Annotated in this window: 16 protein-coding genes; 9 read left to right on the top strand and 7 right to left on the bottom strand. The window is 52.4% G+C overall.

The window, feature by feature from the left end; all coding sequences use genetic code 11:
* Position 1: 1 nt before the first annotated feature.
* Positions 2-868: an ATP-dependent sacrificial sulfur transferase LarE gene (gene larE / locus VFA09_11450; protein HZU67881.1), complete on the bottom strand. Its 867-nt coding sequence runs from the start codon at positions 866-868 to the stop codon at positions 2-4.
* Positions 869-1050: 182 nt separating this feature from the next.
* Here larE and VFA09_11445 point away from each other — a divergent pair, with 182 nt between their 5' ends.
* Positions 1051-1716 carry a nucleotidyltransferase family protein gene (locus VFA09_11445; protein ID HZU67880.1) on the top strand — a complete coding sequence of 222 codons (666 nt, stop codon included), beginning with the start codon at positions 1051-1053 and terminating at the stop codon, positions 1714-1716.
* Positions 1717-1886: 170 nt separating this feature from the next.
* Positions 1887-2261 (top strand): tetratricopeptide repeat protein, encoded by a 375-nt coding sequence (locus VFA09_11440; protein ID HZU67879.1) that lies wholly within the window; start codon positions 1887-1889, stop codon positions 2259-2261.
* On the opposite strand, the gene tmk is transcribed toward VFA09_11440, so the two are convergent.
* From tmk to VFA09_11425, 3 genes are all read right to left on the bottom strand, one after another.
* Positions 2258-2905 (bottom strand): dTMP kinase, encoded by a 648-nt coding sequence (gene tmk, locus VFA09_11435; protein HZU67878.1) that lies wholly within the window; start codon positions 2903-2905, stop codon positions 2258-2260. The genes VFA09_11440 and tmk overlap by 4 nt on opposite strands.
* Positions 2902-3501 (bottom strand): hypothetical protein, encoded by a 600-nt coding sequence (locus VFA09_11430; protein HZU67877.1) that lies wholly within the window; start codon positions 3499-3501, stop codon positions 2902-2904. Before VFA09_11430 ends, tmk begins: the two co-directional genes overlap by 4 nt.
* A 92-nt stretch (positions 3502-3593) precedes the next feature.
* Entirely contained in the window at positions 3594-5651 is a 2058-nt protein-coding gene (locus VFA09_11425; GenBank protein ID HZU67876.1) for an exonuclease domain-containing protein, read from the bottom strand.
* Positions 5652-5889: 238 nt separating this feature from the next.
* Between VFA09_11425 and VFA09_11420 the strand changes: the two genes are divergently transcribed.
* Positions 5890-6696: an alpha/beta hydrolase gene (locus tag VFA09_11420; protein ID HZU67875.1), complete on the top strand. Its 807-nt coding sequence runs from the start codon at positions 5890-5892 to the stop codon at positions 6694-6696.
* A 146-nt stretch (positions 6697-6842) separates the two neighbouring features.
* Here VFA09_11420 and VFA09_11415 read toward each other — a convergent pair whose 3' ends face one another.
* Positions 6843-7760: an aminoglycoside phosphotransferase family protein gene (locus VFA09_11415; GenBank protein HZU67874.1), complete on the bottom strand. Its 918-nt coding sequence runs from the start codon at positions 7758-7760 to the stop codon at positions 6843-6845.
* Between the two features lie 529 nt (positions 7761-8289).
* On the opposite strand from VFA09_11415, the gene rnhC reads away from it, so the two are divergent.
* The 6 genes from rnhC (at position 8290) to lon (ending at position 13783) form a co-directional block, all read left to right on the top strand.
* Complete coding sequence (rnhC, locus tag VFA09_11410; protein HZU67873.1) at positions 8290-9249, top strand: ribonuclease HIII; 960 nt, start codon at positions 8290-8292, stop codon at positions 9247-9249.
* 8 nt (positions 9250-9257) lie between these two features.
* A complete protein-coding gene (locus VFA09_11405) occupies positions 9258-9389 on the top strand; it encodes a hypothetical protein (protein HZU67872.1) in 132 nt (43 codons plus the stop codon).
* Between the two features lie 30 nt (positions 9390-9419).
* Complete coding sequence (locus VFA09_11400; GenBank protein HZU67871.1) at positions 9420-9887, top strand: HIT family protein; 468 nt, start codon at positions 9420-9422, stop codon at positions 9885-9887.
* A 119-nt stretch (positions 9888-10006) separates the two neighbouring features.
* On the top strand, positions 10007-10567 hold the full coding sequence (locus VFA09_11395) for a hypothetical protein (GenBank protein ID HZU67870.1): 561 nt from the start codon (positions 10007-10009) through the stop codon (positions 10565-10567).
* Positions 10568-10605: 38 nt separating this feature from the next.
* Entirely contained in the window at positions 10606-11076 is a 471-nt protein-coding gene (locus VFA09_11390) for a hypothetical protein (GenBank protein HZU67869.1), read from the top strand.
* Positions 11077-11254: 178 nt separating this feature from the next.
* On the top strand, positions 11255-13783 hold the full coding sequence (lon, locus tag VFA09_11385; protein HZU67868.1) for an endopeptidase La: 2529 nt from the start codon (positions 11255-11257) through the stop codon (positions 13781-13783).
* Between the two features lie 358 nt (positions 13784-14141).
* Here lon and VFA09_11380 read toward each other — a convergent pair whose 3' ends face one another.
* Together VFA09_11380 and VFA09_11375 are read right to left on the bottom strand one after the other, a co-directional pair.
* The gene (locus tag VFA09_11380) at positions 14142-14345 is read right to left on the bottom strand and encodes a hypothetical protein (GenBank protein HZU67867.1); all 204 of its coding nucleotides are present in this window, start codon (positions 14343-14345) and stop codon (positions 14142-14144) included.
* Between the two features lie 438 nt (positions 14346-14783).
* Positions 14784-17231, bottom strand: a complete 2448-nt coding sequence (locus VFA09_11375; protein ID HZU67866.1) for a valine--tRNA ligase — start codon at positions 17229-17231, stop codon at positions 14784-14786.
* Between the last annotated feature and the right edge of the window lie 295 nt (positions 17232-17526).

Genomic DNA, 17526 nt, shown 5'->3' with positions numbered 1-17526 from the left:
CTCATCTCTTCCTCTTAAAAAATCCTTCGTTCATACTGCCGGTACGATAGCCCAGGAGGTCAACGGTAACATAGGTATAGCCTATCTTGCGCAATCCATCCGTGACGACGCGACTCATTTCATCCTCGATCAAACGCGGAATCTCTGTCCGCTCGACCTCAATACGCGCCAGTTTGTCATGGTGCCGCACACGTACCTGGCGAAACCCCAGCTCGCGCAGCAGCTTTTCCGCCTTATAAATCATCTGTAACGAGGCTACATCGACTTTACTGCCATAAGGAATGCGCGAGGAGAAGCAGGCCATGGCCGGTTTATCCCATACAGGCACATTGAGCATACGGGCTACCGCGCGTATCTCGCGTTTGCCCATACCAGCCTCCTTCAACGGGCCGCGCACACTGAATTCACGCGCGGCGCGCTGCCCGGGGCGAAAATCACCGTCATCGTCCTTGTTAATCCCATAGGCGATATGGAGCAAATGATGCTGCTGAGCTAGCGGTACTAGTTGGGAAAACAATTCTGTTTTGCAGAAGTAGCAGCGATTGAAATCATTTTTGACATAGCGCTCATCTTCAAGTTCGTGCGTCTCCAGCATAATCAATGGAACGCCCATCTCCTCCGCGACTGCGATAGCCTGAGCAGTCTCTTCATCGGCATAAGCGGGGGAAGAGGCGATGGCTCCAAGGGCACGCGGGCCAAGCACATCATGGGCCACTTTCAACAGCAGGGCGCTATCGACTCCACCCGAATAGGCGACCAGCACGGATTCCATGTCGCGTAATATTGCCTGTAAATGGTCATATTTAGCCTGCGTTTCAGCATCCAATTTTTCAATGTTACCGGTATTGACTTGTTGAGTATCGAGCATGATACGATGTTCTCCTGGACCAGGATCGCGCTATCTATTCTGCTTGCCTGCACTTCAGGCAAGCAGGGTGGGATAAGATAGAAAGCTATTAAGCCTGCACATCTTCTGGTGATTACAAAGCACCTGCTGTATTATAACATCATCGACGATGTAATCTAAGCACAACTGTAAGAGAAAATGAAATGCAACTTTCTGTTTCCACAGCGGCCATTATTCTGGCTGCCGGTAGCTCCAGCCGCATGGGGGGCGGACGGCACAAACTGTTGCTACCCTTACATAATCGGCCAGTACTGGCGCATGTTATAGATGCAGTATTGGCATCGCAGGCCCGCCCGGCGGTAATTGTATTGGGACACCAGGCAGAACAGGTTCGAACGACTATCTTCCCCGGCAGCATCCCACAGGACATCATGCTCATCGAAAATCCCGACTACCTGCAAGGAATGAGTACATCGATGCGCCTGGGTATACAGATGCTCACTGCTAATGGCTATACGAAAGGCGAGAGGAATTACTTCGTTGATAGCGCCCTCGTCGTACTCGGAGATCAGCCTTTGTTGACCCAGCAAGTAATCGATAGTTTAATTACCATCTATCGCAGGACAGGAAAACGCATCGTCGCGCCGGTTTATGATGGGAAACGCGGCAGCCCGGTGCTGTTCGACAGGAGCCTGTTCCCCGAACTACTGCAGATTGAGGGTGACGAAGGCGGACGCAAAGTAGTCGAAAACCATAAGAAAGAGGTGGAACTGGTCGAAATAAGCGATGCCATGGCAAACTACGACGTGGATACCTGGGAAGCGTACCAGCAGGTTTTGGCGGCATGGGAACGCAAACAGGCGAAATGAGATTGTAGGGGCCAGATGATGCACTTGAACGCAATAATCAGGGAAGCCATGAATCGACCCCGTCGCAGCTGTAGGGGCCGATTCATCGCGCCCAGCGCCGATTCATCGGCTACGTGGATTCCCACTATATTTCGTTCAACCGCATGGTCGCGCCCCAGAATGGAGAACCGATGATATCTGAAGAGGACAAGAGACGCGCAAAATTCTGGCTGGAGTACAGCCAGCAGTTATCAGGGGCAATTCGCTATACTGAGGCGCTGGCGGCAGTAGAACGAGCCCTGGCTTTGGATGAAACAAGTAAAGAAGCATGGTACGCCAGGGGAACATACCTGGGAATGTTGGGGCGCTATGCTGAGGCGCTGGCGGCTTTTGATCGCACACTCGAACTCGATGACCGGTATGCAGCAGCATGGGATGGGAAAGCCTGGGTGTTGGGAATTCTGGGTCAGAAAGAGGAGGCACTGGCGGCCGTTCATCGAGCATTGGAACTGGAACCAGGGTATTTCGACGCCATGAAGAGGAAGAAAAGGTTAGAGGAATTTTAGGATTCTAACAATTGCTTCACTAATGCTACTATCTCCTGGTGAATCTCTTCTGGCGTATTCGAGGCATCTACTACTTTGATACGTTCGGGGTATTTGCGCGCAAGTATGCGAAAGCCTTCCTGCACACGCTGGTGAAAATCTTCAGGCTCAACATCGAATCGTGTTTGCTCTTCACGGTCTCTATTTTCGGCCTGTGAGCTATCCGTTCTTACATGTACCTGAGAGGGATCGAGGTCAAGCAGGATAGTGAGATCAGGCACATGCCCTTGTGTTGCCATCATTGAAAGACGCTCAACCAGCTCCATGCCAACGCCACGAGCATAGCCCTGATAAGCGATGCTGGCATCGAAGCAGCGATCAGTGATAACAAGTTTGCCTTCAGCAAGGGCTGGCAGGACAAGTTGAGCGAAGTGCTGCGCGCGATCGGCCTGGAACAGAAAGGCCTCAGCTAGCGGCATGATCTGCAGGTCAGGGCGATGCAGCAACAATTGCCGCAGTTCGATGCCGAGCGGCGTTCCCCCCGGCTCGCGCGTACGCACATATGGTATTTGTTGAGACTGAAGCCATTGCTCCAACAATGCCATCTGTGTGGTTTTTCCGGCACCGTCCAGGCCCTCAAATGATACAAGAGACCCCTTCCTCACACACGCATCCCTTTATCCGTGCGATAGACATCATAATCCCAATCGAAGTGGGGTTTGGGCAGCATATCCTCTGGCGTCCATTCATGGTTGGCTCTACCGTATTTGCCCGTGTATTCCTTTAACGTTTCACCCACATACTCGAAGGTGAGCTGGCAGATACGAAATCCGACAGGTACCCAGATGGTGGTCTGGGTATGATTGCTGATCTCCATCGTCCAGCGGCTGATATAGCCAACGTCGCCAACACCTGCGCAGCGACATACCGATAGGCCCGACCTGGCGACAGTGCTGCGCGAGTACATCTTTGCGAGGTATCCATTATGCCCTCCAATAATTTCCTGGGTATGAGCCAGAATGGTGGTACCCGCACGTATAGCAACTTTCCCATCTCTCGCCCTACGTGGCTCGCCCCAATAACGGCGAATTTCGTCTGGATTATCCAGGTGCATCACCTCTACATTGGCATCACCCTGGTAATACCATTCGCCCATACGACAGTCGTAGGAGTTGGTTCCCAACTGGCGCGGGTCAAATGGTTCAATGACGATATTGCCGTTTTTCAATTCTTCCAGAATACGTTTATCAGAAAGCAACATAGTGGAGCGTCTCCTTCACGCAAGTCGTTGCGGCCAATCCCGCACCATCCCGTCAGTTATGTGGACAGAGTGTACCACAATCTCTCTGTATGTTACAACGTATCAAGCGGCTCCTCTTCACCCATTTCGCTCGGCAACGTCCGTACCGCGTCAATCTCAATCCAGATGCGCTGCGCCAGCAACCGTGCCTCATTCTCATCGGTGAGAGCCTGCTGGAATGGGAAGAAGGCCCGGTCATTGCTGTGATGATGTATCCAGCGGCTGATGATATTGATCTGGTCAACTTCGGCCTTGCCGACGATGCTGGGAGGGTCGCCAAGTGAGGCGGCGAGGTGCAGGAGTTCGCGAACGGCAAGTTTCATCGAATCGGGTTCATGAGGGACGCAGCGTTGCTCTACCAGGCGCCCATGACGAATAAGGAAGAGTTCGTTATATCCTTCTTGCGCGGATGGATAGACGATGAAGAGGTTGTTGGCCTCGACTGCCCCCGTGATGAGGCGCTGGCCGATCAATACTTCGTCGGCGCTGCGGATAGTATCGCGCAGCCAGGCAGCGCGTTCAAAATTTAGTTGCTGGGAGGCTTCGAGCATTTGACGGCGCAACCGGTCAAGCAGGTCTTCGCGTTCTCCACCCAGGAAGGCACAGACCTCCTCAATCATCTGGCGGTACGCGGATGAATCGGCCTCGCCCCGGCAGGGGCCTGGGCAACGATTAAGATGCAGGCGTAAACATGGATCGGATGGTTTGGCCTGCGGCGGCAGGGAACGGGTACAGGTGCGAATAGGAAAGACTTTCTGTACCAGTTCGATGGTGAGATCGACGATGCGCCGGCTGCGGAATGGACCAAAGTATCGAGCGCCATCGGCGGCTACCTCGCGCGTGGCATAAACGCGAGGAAAAGGATGCTGGATGTCGATTTTGATAAATGGATAGAGTTCGTAGTTACGCAGCTGCACATTGTAGGTGGGCTGTAATTGTTTGATGAGTTGCGATTCAACGAGCAAGGCTTCCAGTTCGGAGCCAAGCACGCGCGTTTCGATCTCCTTCACGTTTTGCAACAGGCCATCCATCTTGCGTGTATAGCCAAGAGGCTGGTTGTAGTATGATGCCAGGCGATCTTTGAGGCACTTGGCCTTGCCGACGTAGATAACCTGCCCATTTGCGTCCTTCATCAGGTAGACGCCAGGTCTGGTCGGAAAGTCACGTTTCCATGCTGGATTCAGGAAAAGCGTTCCTGTTGGCCGGATCACGTCGGACTGCCTGGATATGCGACCATCGGCGCGCATATGTTCCATCTGCCGGGTCGTGGAGGCCTCGGTGATATCTCCGCTCCAGGCGACGGGCAATTGCAGGCGACGGCGCAGGTGTCCAAGCGTCAGAATACCCTGCTGTTGGGCCAGTTCGAGCAGTTTCAAAAAGATGGCGGCTGTTACCCTGGCGTCACCCAGGGCGCGGTGACGATTCTGGGTAGGAATCTTGAGGTGGTCGGCGACATAATCGAGCTTGAAACGCCGCAGGCCGGGGAGAAATCGTCGCGCCAGGGGAATGGTATCCAGGCCATCGATGGGAAAATCGTAGCCGAGCAATCGCGCTTCGTAGCTGAGGAAACCGATATCAAAGCCGATATTATGGCCGACGAGGATGGCACCATCGATAAAATGCAGGAAGTCGGGGAGAACTTCGTGGGCTTTGGGGGCTTTCTCGACCATCTCCTGCGTAATGCCCGTGAACTGGACGATAAACCCGGGTAGGCGAGTACCCGGGTTGACCAGGCTCTGGAATGAACCCGTCACTTCACCGTATCGCATCCGAATACCGGCAATTTCGATTACGCGGTGATGCCCGGGACGCAGCCCCGTCGTTTCAGTATCCAGTACAACAAAGTCGATTTCTTTGAGCGATTGCTGGGTGCTGCGCCAGGCAACGAGCGACCACTGCTGTCCATCGATTTGTTCAAAAAGTGTAGAACTTTCGAGGGTTCGACGCAATAATGTTGGCCATATGGCATTGTGGGCTATCCCCTCGCCAACGCCAAAGAGATGTTGCAGCAGGAGATCCTCGGATACAGGCTGCCCGATGCCCTCCAGCAATTCGTGCGCGCGCCGCAGCAATGCCCCTTGCTGCGGTGTACTGCTTACTTCCTGAGCCATAAACTCTCTCCCCACATGATCTGTTGTAACATAGATCATATGTACGAAAGAATACCATGTGATGAAGAGGTTTGCAAGAGAACGAGGACTTTTATGTAAAAATCCTATTGCTATTTTAGGATTTACGTTCTAAAGTATCAGTAGTTGAGAATTGAGCGCCGTTGCTTTATCATTGGAAAGGTACTGGCGATTCTTGCAGTCACCAGATTCCACGCCTTTGTAAAGGAAGAAAGCACAGTTGGAAACCTTCAGGGAGTATGGAAATGCTCCTTACCGTGTGGCCATCATTCATGGGGGGCCGGGAGTCGCTGGCTCAGTGGCGCCAGTTGCTCGAAAACTAGGGGAGGCAAGAGGCGTCCTGGAACCGCTCCAGACTGCTAAAACACTTAATGGACAGGTGGAGGAATTACGTCAGTTCATCGAACAAAATGCCATGACACCCATTATACTGATCGGCCACTCCTGGGGAGCCTGGCTAAGCTATATCGTTACTGCCAGATACCCCGCGCTGGTACGCAAATTGATTCTTGTGGGCAGCGGCCCGTTTGAAGAGCGTTATGTCCCATTGATCACGAAAAACCGTCTCAGAAGACTCAGTCAGGAAGAGCAAGAAGAATATCGCCAGCTTGTTGAACTGCTGGAGAAGGCGGATGTCCCTGAAAAAGATGCTTTCTTCGCACGCCTGGGCCAGCTTGGAGACAAGTCCGATTCCTACGACCTTATTGAGGGACCAATTGATGCTACAAGCCCTGATTTTATCGCTGATCCGGCTGAAGTGTACCAGGGTGTCTGGCCAGAGGCCGCCGAATTGCGAAGCACTGGAGAACTGCTCAAACTGGCAGAGCAGATTACCTGCCCGGTCGTGGCCATCCACGGTGACTGCGACCCACATCCGGCAGCAGGCGTCCAGGAACCACTCACTACCAGATTGAAGGATTTCCGCATGATCTTGCTGGAGAAATGCGGGCATGAACCATGGCGTGAAAGGTATGCAGCGGAGAAATTTTACAGAGTACTTGAGGATGAGCTTTCGGCATCTCTATGATCAAGAAGCCGCACCAGGAGTGAGTATCGCATATGGGCAATAAAAAATTCTGAAACAGTTACCCCTCTATACGGTGGATCAGAGGGGTAACTGTTTGTTCATAGTCTGTGAAACATCGCGATTACGGTAAAGCATTGAAGCCTGTATTACTTCATCTGAATGGCGTTAAGCACCTCGACGAAGAAAAGTCCCTCGTCTTCGGCCCTACCCGTATCTTCGACACCCCAGATCACTGAAAGCACAGCCTGAGCAAAGCCCCAGTTATAAATGCGCTCGCGGTCAAAGCCTAATTCCGCCGAAAGCTGGTCTATGCGGCGTTTCATGAGTGATACCGGGTCGGGAATGGCGAGGATGTCCGGCCAGAAATTGCGCAAGATAGCGCCCGTCTCATAGGCAGGCTCGCCGATCAATCCCTTGGGATCGACCGCCAGCCAGGGTTCGCGCTCGGCGGACAGGATATTATCCTGGTGCAGGTCGCCATGCAGCAGCACAGGTTCATCCATAGAAGCGCTCAATTCAGCATAAAGCTGCTCCGCCTTATCAAACCTGGCAGAAGGGATTGGACCGGTTCCTCCGTCATATAGTTTGCGCAGCCGGGTAAAGCCCTTTCCCCAATCATTGATAGTGGGAAAAGGATAATGTTGCGGTGGCAGGGGACGCCCTATCTTGCGCATGACCTCTGCCGCCGCCGAAATCGCAGCCTCATCATCCTCTACCAGGCGCAGTGATGTACCAGGCTTCAGACGCTCCATGAGCATTGCGGCATCATGCTCATCATAGGCCAGTAGCTGCACCATGCCATGCCCATCGAAGTGGCGCAATGCCTCCGGCTGCGACGGGAACTCGTCGGTCAGACCTACTTTCAGCATGACCTCAGTGCCACCGGCCAGAACAGCCGGGGCCACATAATTGAATGAGAGGTTGCCAACCGGAGCGCCTATTTTCATATTCCAACGCTCCTCGCAGGCGGCAAGGATAGCAGGCAAACGGTCGAGCCAGGAGCGGCCTTCTTCTCCAAACAGCTCTATCATGAAGCGCGCAAAGTTATCAGGAATAATGAACAATTTTGTCTCCTCTAGTATGCGATTGATTTTTAGCAAAAGCAACAAGCGATGTAATATGAGCATCAGGGGGTATTTGAGCAGGGATACGACCAGCAGGATACTGGTAACCCATGGAATGAAAGCCTTTGTACCCCTTGAGCGATGCCGTGAGGAGACGGCGGCGCACGAATCGAAGGAAGGAAATGATAGACAAAATAATGCCAGAAAGCCGGGGCAAAATAACGACAAAAAAACCTACCTACGAACCTGCAAACGAGGTGCAGTCGAGTGTATCTATGTTGCGAAGCGTGTCAGCGTCAATAGTGAGCGAACATGAGCCGTTCCTTTCTGGCTAGTGTATTGAAATTGTACATCGATTTACGTGAGGATTACAAGGAGTACTCTTGTAAAATTCTCTCATCCTCCCCGGCGATTCCTCAGAAAGTGGGCAGAGATGAGTAGGAATCTTTTGTTCTCCCTGCTGACATAGTGCGCGTAAAATACTATAATAAGGGCAATATGATTTAAAACTAAACGGAGACAGAATTTCATGGTAGAGCCTAAGTTGCAGGTGAATATCGATGCTTTCCGAGAACTTATTCAGGAAAACGGATGGACAATCGTCGAAGAAAAAGAGGTTCAATCCGGTTATCAGATAGCAGTAACTGATGGCAGAGCTAGAGTCGTGGCTGCCTTTTATAAAAGTGGCAAGGCGCTTATTCAGGGCAAAGAAGGAGAGTTACGCTCGCAAATTCAAGCATGGTGGAATGCAAGAAGAACGTTCTTAGACCGGCCAGCAGAACCAATAGGTACGCAACTATCTTTTCTCGAAGCTCCTTCAATAGCATCTCCACCTGTCATAAACACTGCAGGCAGACCGCGCATCGGGCTGGACGAATCGGGTAAGGGCGATTATTTTGGGCCGCTGGTAATTGGGGCAGTCTATGTCGATGAGCGAACAGAAGAGCGATTGCTGGCGCTGGGGGTACGTGATAGCAAGCTGCTGACCGATTCGCGTATCCTGGCGCTGGCCGAAGGGATTCAGACGCTCTGTCCGCATTTCGTGGTGCCGATTGAGCCGAAACGCTATAACGAGTTGTACAATAAAATCCAACATTTGAATCGCCTGCTGGCATGGGGGCATGCCTGGACCCTGGAACAGATGCTGGAGAAAGTACCCGGTAAGCTTGCCGTAATTGACCAGTTCGGTGACGAATCATATATACTCCAGGCGTTGAGGGAAAAGGGACGTTCGATTACTATCGTGCAACGTCCCCGGGCCGAGGAAGATATTGCCGTGGCAGCTGCCTCCATCCTGGCACGCGCCAAATTTGTGCAGCAGTTGGAGCAATTATCGAGACGCGTAGGTAAGGTACTACCGAAAGGAGCTTCAGACCCGGCAATTATAGCAGTTGGGCGTGAGCTTGCGGCAGAATCCGGCAAAGATATATTGACGGAAGTCGCGAAACTGCATTTTAAGACCACGCAAGCGATTCTACAAACGAGATGAAAGAGGTATTGCAAGCACATACGCACCATCTGGAAAAGCTCTTTGATTGCATCACGACGAAAAATAAGCTGGCAGACACGTTTGAACAACTGGCAATGGGTACCATTTCGCCGGTCAAGGCTCTTGTCAAGTACACGTAAATCGTTTAGTACATATGGAGGTTCAGCATCATGAGTACACAGAATCAAACCAATGATTGCTTTGTATGCCGCAAGCACCGGGGAGAAATCGACATACCTGGGCAAGCAATATATGAAGACGATATGCTCTACGTAGGGCATCTTTATCTGCTCCACGACAACCAAAATACCTATCTCGGCTACTTGATGGTCGAACCGAAGCGGCATGTAGCGGGCCTGGCCGATCTAACAGATCAGGAGGCACAGGCAATAGGTTTGATGGTAACGCGGCTCAGTCGTGCATTGAGAGATTCGGAGGGGGCGGAGCATATTTATGAATGGGTGCTGGGGCATCATGTACCACACCTGCATATCCATCTCGTACCGCGCTATCCTGGCACTCCCCGCGAATACTGGGGCGTCCGCACCGACGAGTGGCCTGATGCACCACATGGAGGTCCACAAGAGATAGCCGCGCTCTGCTCACGGCTTCGTGCCTACCTGCAAAGCAAGGGTTGAAAAGATCGCATGCAAGGAAATAGCGTCCCTCAATAGCAGGGCTTATTGACACAAATGATAAAATAAAGTAGAAGTGTCGCTTATCCCCAGCCATATTTCCGATTGGAGGAGCATCAGATATGCATAACTTGCCCCGGCTTGCTGAGCTAATCAGATCAAGAAATACTGTTGAGAATAATATTGCCCATCTCATTGAACATCCGGTAAATATTGGTTCGGTGGGTGATTACATTGCGTCCACTATTTTTGGCATTACGCTTATAGAATCTGCTACTCATAAGGAATTTGCCGGCATATTCGCGCAGGAACCACTCGTGGGAAAGAGTGTTGATGTACAATGGCATCTCAGGCGCGATGGAGACTTAAGCCTTAAAACAGACCCTTCGCCTGATTATTATCTGGTCTTCGCCGGGCCAAAACCTGTGCCGGGCATGCCGCACGGCTATGTTACTCCCTGGATTATTGAGTCCGTTTTCCTTTTCGATGCAAAGGAATTGCTGGCGGCATTACGGGAACGCGGCGTTCAAATAGGCACGAGAACCAGCGTTATTGGACAACTATGGGATCGCGCCGAAATATTCCCCGTGCAAAGAAATACGCGCTTGCTACTTTCTGATGAGCAAAGAAGATTGCTGGCTCTCTTTGGAGGACAGGCACCAGGCGCTGGATTCAGGCCGTAGATAGAACATACTCTTTGAGAGGTGGGCAAATGCTTGATATGAGCTATTTCAAAGTTTTGCGTAGAATCTCTAGCACGTTACAAGATAAACCCGTGAACTGGGTAGTGACGGGCAGTTGCAGTTTCGCGCTCCAGGGAGTGCCTGTCATCCCCAATGATATCGATCTACAGGCAGATCTGCCAGGGGCATTGGCAATTGAACAATATCTTTCGAAGTATGTTGTGCGCAAGGTAAAGTTCTCGACCACGGAAAAGATACGGTCCCACTTTGGAGAGCTTTGTATCTATGGTATCAAAGTTGAGATTATGGGGGACGTTCAGAAGCGGTTGGCAGATGGCACCTGGGAGAAACCGGTAGACCTGGAGCAGTACAAACGGTTCGTAGAGTTCCGGGGTATGATGATTCCGGTGCTAGCGCTGGAATATGAGTATGAGGCATACATGAAACTGGGGAGATTTGAAAAGGCTGAGATACTGCGAGAAACTATCGCAAACAAAGAAGCCCTGTAGGGACAGTGGCCTGTCCCTGTGCCCCATCGCATTCCCCCATTTGGTTGGAAAATTCATCAGGGGGTGCGGCAGAGTTGTATAATGGTTAGACGACGTTGTAATCTTTGTTGGAGTGTATCGTTATTAAGAGTGATATCGAAATACTAATCAATCGGACACACACATAAGAGGCGCATAAATGGCCAGGAAGAAAACGCCACAAGCAATCGCTGAAATCACATCTCTCGAGAAAACTGATCAAAACACGGACACCCTGGGGCATATAGGACAGGCGCCAGGCGCTGGTCGTATAGCGCCCGAGAAGCATAGAGAGGTGGTGGAACTTCCCCTGCTACCAATTCGCAATACGGTGCTGTTTCCAAATGTCGTGACGCCTTTATTTGTAGGGCGCGCACAATCAATCAAAGCCATCGAAGAGGCCATGAGGAAGAAGCGCACGCTCTTTGTTGCCATGCAATTGGACGAGGAACAAGAAGACCCCGATCCTGAAGACCTGTACGATGTTGGAGTCGAGGCAGTGATCGACCGCATGCTGAAAATGCCCGATGGCACGACAAGTATACTTATTCATGGGCAGCGTCGTTTGCGCCGCCTTGAAAATTTGCCAAAAAAGTCATCTATGTATGTGCGCGCTGAAGTTGTACTCGACGAGGTAGAATATACTTTGGGGCTTGAAGCCCTGGTGCGAGCAGTACGGGCGCTGTACGAAAAATGCGTCAGGCTCAGCAATAATCTTTCTGATGAGGCAACTATCACCGCCATGAATATCGATTCACCCGGGTGGTTGGCGGATTTTATCGTCTCAACGCTTGATGCCCCTCTAAAGGCGCGCCAGACTATTCTAGAAACATTCAACGTCGAAGAACGATTACAGAAAACGAGCATTCTCCTTTCGAAAGAACTGAGCATTCTGGAACTGGAAAATCATATTCATGACCAGGTGCAGCAAGAGGTCGATAAAACCCAACGCGAATATTTCCTGCGTGAGCAATTGAAGGCCATTCAGCGCGAACTGGGCGAGACAGACCCCGCATTCCGCGAAACCTCCGAGTTGCGCGAGAAGATACTGAGCTGTGGTATGCCCGAAGAGGTGCAGGAGCGAGCGCTGAAAGAACTGGAACGGCTCAATAGCATGCCCTCCATGGCTCCTGATGGCGGGATCATTCGCACCTACCTGGACTGGCTGGTGAGCATTCCCTGGAATAATGCTACCGTTGACCGGCTGGATATAGCGGCGGCGGCAAGCGTCCTGGCCGAGAACCACTATGGGCTGGAGAAGGTGAAGGAGCGCATACTGGAGTATATCGCTGTACGTAAGCTTTCGGATACGATGCGCAGCCCAATCCTATGTTTCGTTGGCCCTCCTGGTGTCGGCAAAACCTCGCTTGGGCGTTCAATCGCGGCAGCGCTCAATCGTAAATTCGTGCGTCTCTCCTTAGGCGGCATCCATGACGAGGCCGAGATTCGCGGGCATCGCCGTACCTATGTGGGAGCGCTGCCCGGTCGTATTATCCAGACGATGAAGACGGCCGGTACGATCAATCCCCTGTTTGTGCTGGATGAGATCGATAAGATCGGCGCGGATTTCCGGGGCGATCCATCCGCCGCGCTATTGGAAGTCCTCGATCCTGAGCAAAATTCCGCCTTTTCCGATCACTACCTGGAGGTGCCCTACGATCTTTCAAAGGTCATGTTTCTCACGACAGCGAATGTGCTGCACCCTGTTCCCCCGGCCCTGCGCGACCGCCTGGAGGTGATCGAGCTGCCAGGGTATACGGAAGAAGAGAAATTGCACATCGCGCGCCAGTTCCTGGTTCCGAAGCAGATGAAAGAACATGGGTTGAAGCCCTCGCGGGTAGAAATCAGCGACCAGGCGGTGCAGCGCATCATTCGCGATTATACATTCGAGGCCGGGGTACGCAATCTGGAACGTGAGATAGCAACGGTGATGCGTAAGGTGGCACGCAAAGTGGCCGAGGGCCGCCGCACGAAGACGAGAGTCACGCCGGAGAAAATTGCTGACTACCTGGGGCCGCAAAAGCATTATTATGGGCTGCCAGAAGAGGAGGACGAGGCAGGAATTGCGACAGGAGTGGCATGGACAAGCGCCGGCGGCGATTTAATGACCGTGGAGGCAACACTGATGGAAGGCAAGGGAAATCTGACGCTGACCGGCCAGCTTGGCGATGTGATGAAGGAATCGGCGCAGGCGGCCCTCTCGTATGCGCGCTCGCGAGCTGGGCAGCTTGGAGCGGAGAACCGTTTTTACGAGAAGTATGATATCCACCTGCATTTGCCCGCGGGTTCCATTCCCAAGGACGGCCCATCAGCAGGGATTACCATGGCAACAGCGCTGATTTCGGCGTTGACAAAACGGGCAGCGAGGCGCGATGTGGCGATGACGGGTGAGATTACACTGCGCGGCAGGGTGTTACCGGTCGGCGGCATCAAGGAGAAGGTGCTGGCAGCCCACCGTGCAGGCATTAAAACGTTCATCCTGCCCAAACGCAACTTGAACGACCTGGTAGATGTGCCGCAAGAGGTCATCAAAGCGCTGCAATTTGTACCCGTCGAGCGCATGGATGAGGTGATTCCGGTCGCACTGCACAGCCTGCCCACAGCTCAAAATGAGGTTGAGGCTTCAACGATCAATCTGGTAAAGCAGGCACATTCCCGGCATTTGCAGGCACACTCAAAATCAATGTAGTTCACCAGGCGAAACTTGCCGGCGACCACAAGGGACCTTACACAGGTAGATTTCTTGCCGTTCTGGGCATGTCATTGTGAGCGCAGCGAAGAATCTGTGGTCGGGCGCAGATTCTTCGCTGCACTCACAATGACACGCCCAGGGTCAGTACTAACCAAAAACCTACACCTATGTAAGCTACAAGGGATTCCCCACATTCGAGTACCTGCCAGCGCATCTCGAGTTTAGCACAGGGGGCACAATGAGTTGCGCAGGTTTACGAAATAAAAAAAATAGCGCCACTCCCGATATGTTGCGCCGGAATGAGCAGCATATGTAGGAAAAGCGCCGATTTGCTCTCGCTTCCAGTAGGTATGAACTAGCGGGTAACGAGCTGATTGGGATCAACATGCAGCACCTCGGTTTTGCCCTCGATGCGTGCCCTGATGACCACTCCATCCTGTTCCTCGCGAACCACGACGGCGGGAACAGGGATAGAACGATTGCCATGAGAATAATGCCAGATGACCAGGTCGTTTTCATGAAAGACGGCCCGGCGACCAACATCTGCTGCTTGATTCATATTTCAACTCCTGATGTAGAATAGCCGGGTGAAAGATTTTCCTCACTCCCCAGCCCCTATCTCTCACCCATCAGACCACAAGAAAGTGCGGATATTGATGGGTGGGGTAAGAGAACCAGGTAAGATTGTTTGAGAAGGAGCAGGTATTTCTACCTGCATTAATGACAACGTGACATATATACCTATTATTCCACAAATACCCAGGCTATTATTCTCCTCTCAAAACAGTTTTTTCCTCTTCCAGATAAGCAAACTGGTGGAGACGGAAATTTGTAACACAGTAGGAATTTTCCGTCTCCATAGATGGTACGAATATCTTTGGAAGAAAGGAGACAGCACATGGACTTTGACAAAATACTCCCGTAGGGACAGTGCCTGTGCCTGTCCCGTATCCAGAGAAGGACAGACACCAGGTACTATTCCTACAGGGTGTCCTCTTTATTCAGTATACAAAGCGACACGAACCTTACCCTGTGATTTTACCGGCGCCAGGCCAGGATCAAGACTCTGGCTCACCTCGATCTCCCTGGCGCGCGTCACGCTTTTAATATCGGGCCTGGCCTCTCGCAACATGGTAGCTATACCGGCATCCTCCGTAGCCAGTTGCAAACGCTGCAACTCCGTGCCAAGCGAGATGCTCGCCTCGCTCTTATAGCGGCGTATGGCAGTCGCCAGTTCTACCAACAATTCTCCGGCATCCTCAGCCTGCTCATCGATCAATGTCTCATTCGCCTGCGGCCAGCGGGCATTGTGAATAGATTTCGCTCCATCATTGGTAGCGAAAAGCGCCTGGTAGATCGTCTCCGTTATATAGGGCAGGAACGGCGCAAACAGCTTCAGGACTGCCAGGAATACGTGATAGAGTGTATAGCGTGCGCCCTCGTGCATCTCATTGGATGCATCATACAGGCGCTCCTTTGACATTTCCAGGTAGTTGTCTGCCAGTTCGCGCCAGAAAAAGCTCTCCGTCTCGCTTTTGGCAGCCGCGTAATCGTAGTTACTCATCAGTTCTGTCGCGCGCAGGATCAGCCGCTGCGTGCGGGAAAGCAACCAGCGATCCGTTGGCGTGAAGGCTGGCAGTTCCGCCGGTACTTGATACCCGGCCAGGAAACGCTCGCTGAAGCGGGCCACATTCCACAGCTTCGTGACCAGTTTGGCCCCGGTGGAAATCTTCTCCTCACTGATAATCGAGTCCTTGCCAAAGCCCGTGCTGGCGGCCCAGTAACGTACCGCGTCCGCTGAGTACTTCTCGATCATCTCCATTGGGGGCATCGGCCCGCCGCCACGACTTTTGCTGATCTTACCGGCGCCCTCTCCGGCAATACCCCAGCCGGAAATGGCAATCTCCTTCCACGGTAATATCCCGAACTCATGATAGGACTTCACGATAGTATAGAAGGCCCAGGTGCGAATGATCTCGTGCGCCTGCGGGCGCAGCGACATGGGAAAGACCTTATCGTAGAGTTCCTTATCCTCCAACCAGCGCCCAACGATCTGCGGCGACATGGACGATGTTGCCCAGGTGTCCATTACATCCTCCTCAGGGATAAAGGATGTGCTTCCACAAGGACAGGCTTTTGCCGGTTGCTGTTCCGCCGGGTCTACGGGCAATTGATCCTCACCGGCCAGCAGAACTGCACCGCACTCGGTGCAATACCATACCGGAAACGTCACACCATAATAGCGCTGGCGCGAGATACACCAGTCCCAGCCCAGGTTCTCCACCCATTCATGATAACGCGCTTTCATATGCTCAGGATGCCAGGTAATCTGTTCCCCAGCATCAAGCAATGCCTGCTTGAAGTCCAGCACGCGAATAAACCACTGGCGCGTCACAATATACTCAACAGGCGTATCGCAGCGTTCGTGTACACGCACCGATTGCCTCACCGGTTGGCGAGCCAGCACCAGTCCATGCTTCTCCAGGACCTCGACAATAGCACGTCGCGCCTCTCTTATCGTCAAACCGGCAAACTGGCCTGCCGCTTCGGTCATCCTGCCATCGCGTCCAATCACTATTTTCAACGGCAGGTTATATTTGTACCACCATTCCACGTCTGTTACATCACCGAACGTACAACACATCACGGCCCCGGTTCCCTTTTCGGGATCGGCCTTTGCGTCTTCCAGTATTGGCACCTGCTGACCGAAAAGCGGCACCGTTGCCTGCTGTCCAACATACTTTTGATAACGAGGGTCGCCTGGATGCACGAATATCGCAACGCAGGCCGGCAATAGCTCAGGTCGTGTTGTGGCTATAGGAAAAGGCTCCCCATCTGCAAGATGAAAGGCCAGGGTGATAAACTCGCTCTCTCGCTCCAGGTCGCTTAATTCCGCCTGCGCGATTGCGGTGCGGCACTCAGGACACCAGATCGTAGGCGCCTCCTTGCGATAGGCCAATCCCTTGCGATAGAGATCAATGAAAGAGAGTTGCGAGGTGCGCCTTGATAGCGTATTGATGGTGCTGTAGGTATAGCGCCAGTCTATCGAAAGTCCCAGTCGCTGCCACAGCGCCTCGTAGTTTTTCTCCTCCTCGGCGCTCATCTCCAGGCATTTTTCGATGAATGCCTTGCGCCCAATCTGGGGAGCGCTGATATGCAGGCGCTTCTCCACCAGCCGCTCGGTTGGCAGGCCGTTATCATCGAAACCCATAGGATAGTAGACATTGTAGCCATTCATACGCCAGAAACGCGCCATAAAATCTGTATGGCTATAAGAATAAACATGACCCAGGTGTAGATGGCCCGAAACCGTGGGCGGCGGCGTATCGATTGAGTAAACAGGTTTATTGCTGGTACGCGAAAAATGATAGGTGCCGGATTGTTGCCAGAAAGCCTGCAACTCCGGCTCCGCCGTGGCAGGATTGTACCGTTTTGGTAAGCTCATGATCTCCTCCTTTGATTTAAGTGCGCCTTCGAGAGATGCTTCCCCTTCGTTGCTCAGGGCTTCGACTTCTTGCACTCAGAATGACATGGTGCGGGCCATGTCATTCTGAGCGAAGCGAAGAATCTCTGCATGAGATTGATACAAATTTCAGACCAATAAAAAAGCCCAATTCATCCATATGAGGACGAAAAGGGCACTTTTTCGCGGTACCACCTCATTTCGCCGGACGTTGCCGACCCGGCGCACTCACCACCCCGACCAGTCCTGCATATTCCACAGGGTTCTATCGGGGTCT

Source organism: Ktedonobacteraceae bacterium (assembly GCA_035653615.1).
Taxonomy (GTDB): domain Bacteria; phylum Chloroflexota; class Ktedonobacteria; order Ktedonobacterales; family Ktedonobacteraceae; genus DASRBN01.
Note: the sequence above shows the minus strand (reverse complement) of the source record. Positions and strands in the feature narration are given on the sequence as shown.

Bases quoted from the DNA above. Each gene is read 5' to 3' on its own strand.
- larE (HZU67881.1), bottom strand. From the start codon at position 868: ATGCTCGATACTCAACAAGTCAATACCGGTAACATTGAAAAATTGGAT.
- VFA09_11445 (HZU67880.1), top strand. From the start codon at position 1,051: ATGCAACTTTCTGTTTCCACAGCGGCCATTATTCTGGCTGCCGGTAGC.
- VFA09_11440 (HZU67879.1), top strand. From the start codon at position 1,887: ATGATATCTGAAGAGGACAAGAGACGCGCAAAATTCTGGCTGGAGTAC.
- VFA09_11430 (HZU67877.1), bottom strand. From the start codon at position 3,501: ATGTTGCTTTCTGATAAACGTATTCTGGAAGAATTGAAAAACGGCAAT.
- VFA09_11425 (HZU67876.1), bottom strand. From the start codon at position 5,651: ATGGCTCAGGAAGTAAGCAGTACACCGCAGCAAGGGGCATTGCTGCGG.
- rnhC (HZU67873.1), top strand. From the start codon at position 8,290: ATGGTAGAGCCTAAGTTGCAGGTGAATATCGATGCTTTCCGAGAACTT.
- VFA09_11400 (HZU67871.1), top strand. From the start codon at position 9,420: ATGAGTACACAGAATCAAACCAATGATTGCTTTGTATGCCGCAAGCAC.
- VFA09_11395 (HZU67870.1), top strand. From the start codon at position 10,007: ATGCATAACTTGCCCCGGCTTGCTGAGCTAATCAGATCAAGAAATACT.
- VFA09_11390 (HZU67869.1), top strand. From the start codon at position 10,606: ATGAGCTATTTCAAAGTTTTGCGTAGAATCTCTAGCACGTTACAAGAT.
- lon (HZU67868.1), top strand. From the start codon at position 11,255: ATGGCCAGGAAGAAAACGCCACAAGCAATCGCTGAAATCACATCTCTC.
- VFA09_11380 (HZU67867.1), bottom strand. From the start codon at position 14,345: ATGAATCAAGCAGCAGATGTTGGTCGCCGGGCCGTCTTTCATGAAAAC.
- VFA09_11375 (HZU67866.1), bottom strand. From the start codon at position 17,231: ATGAGCTTACCAAAACGGTACAATCCTGCCACGGCGGAGCCGGAGTTG.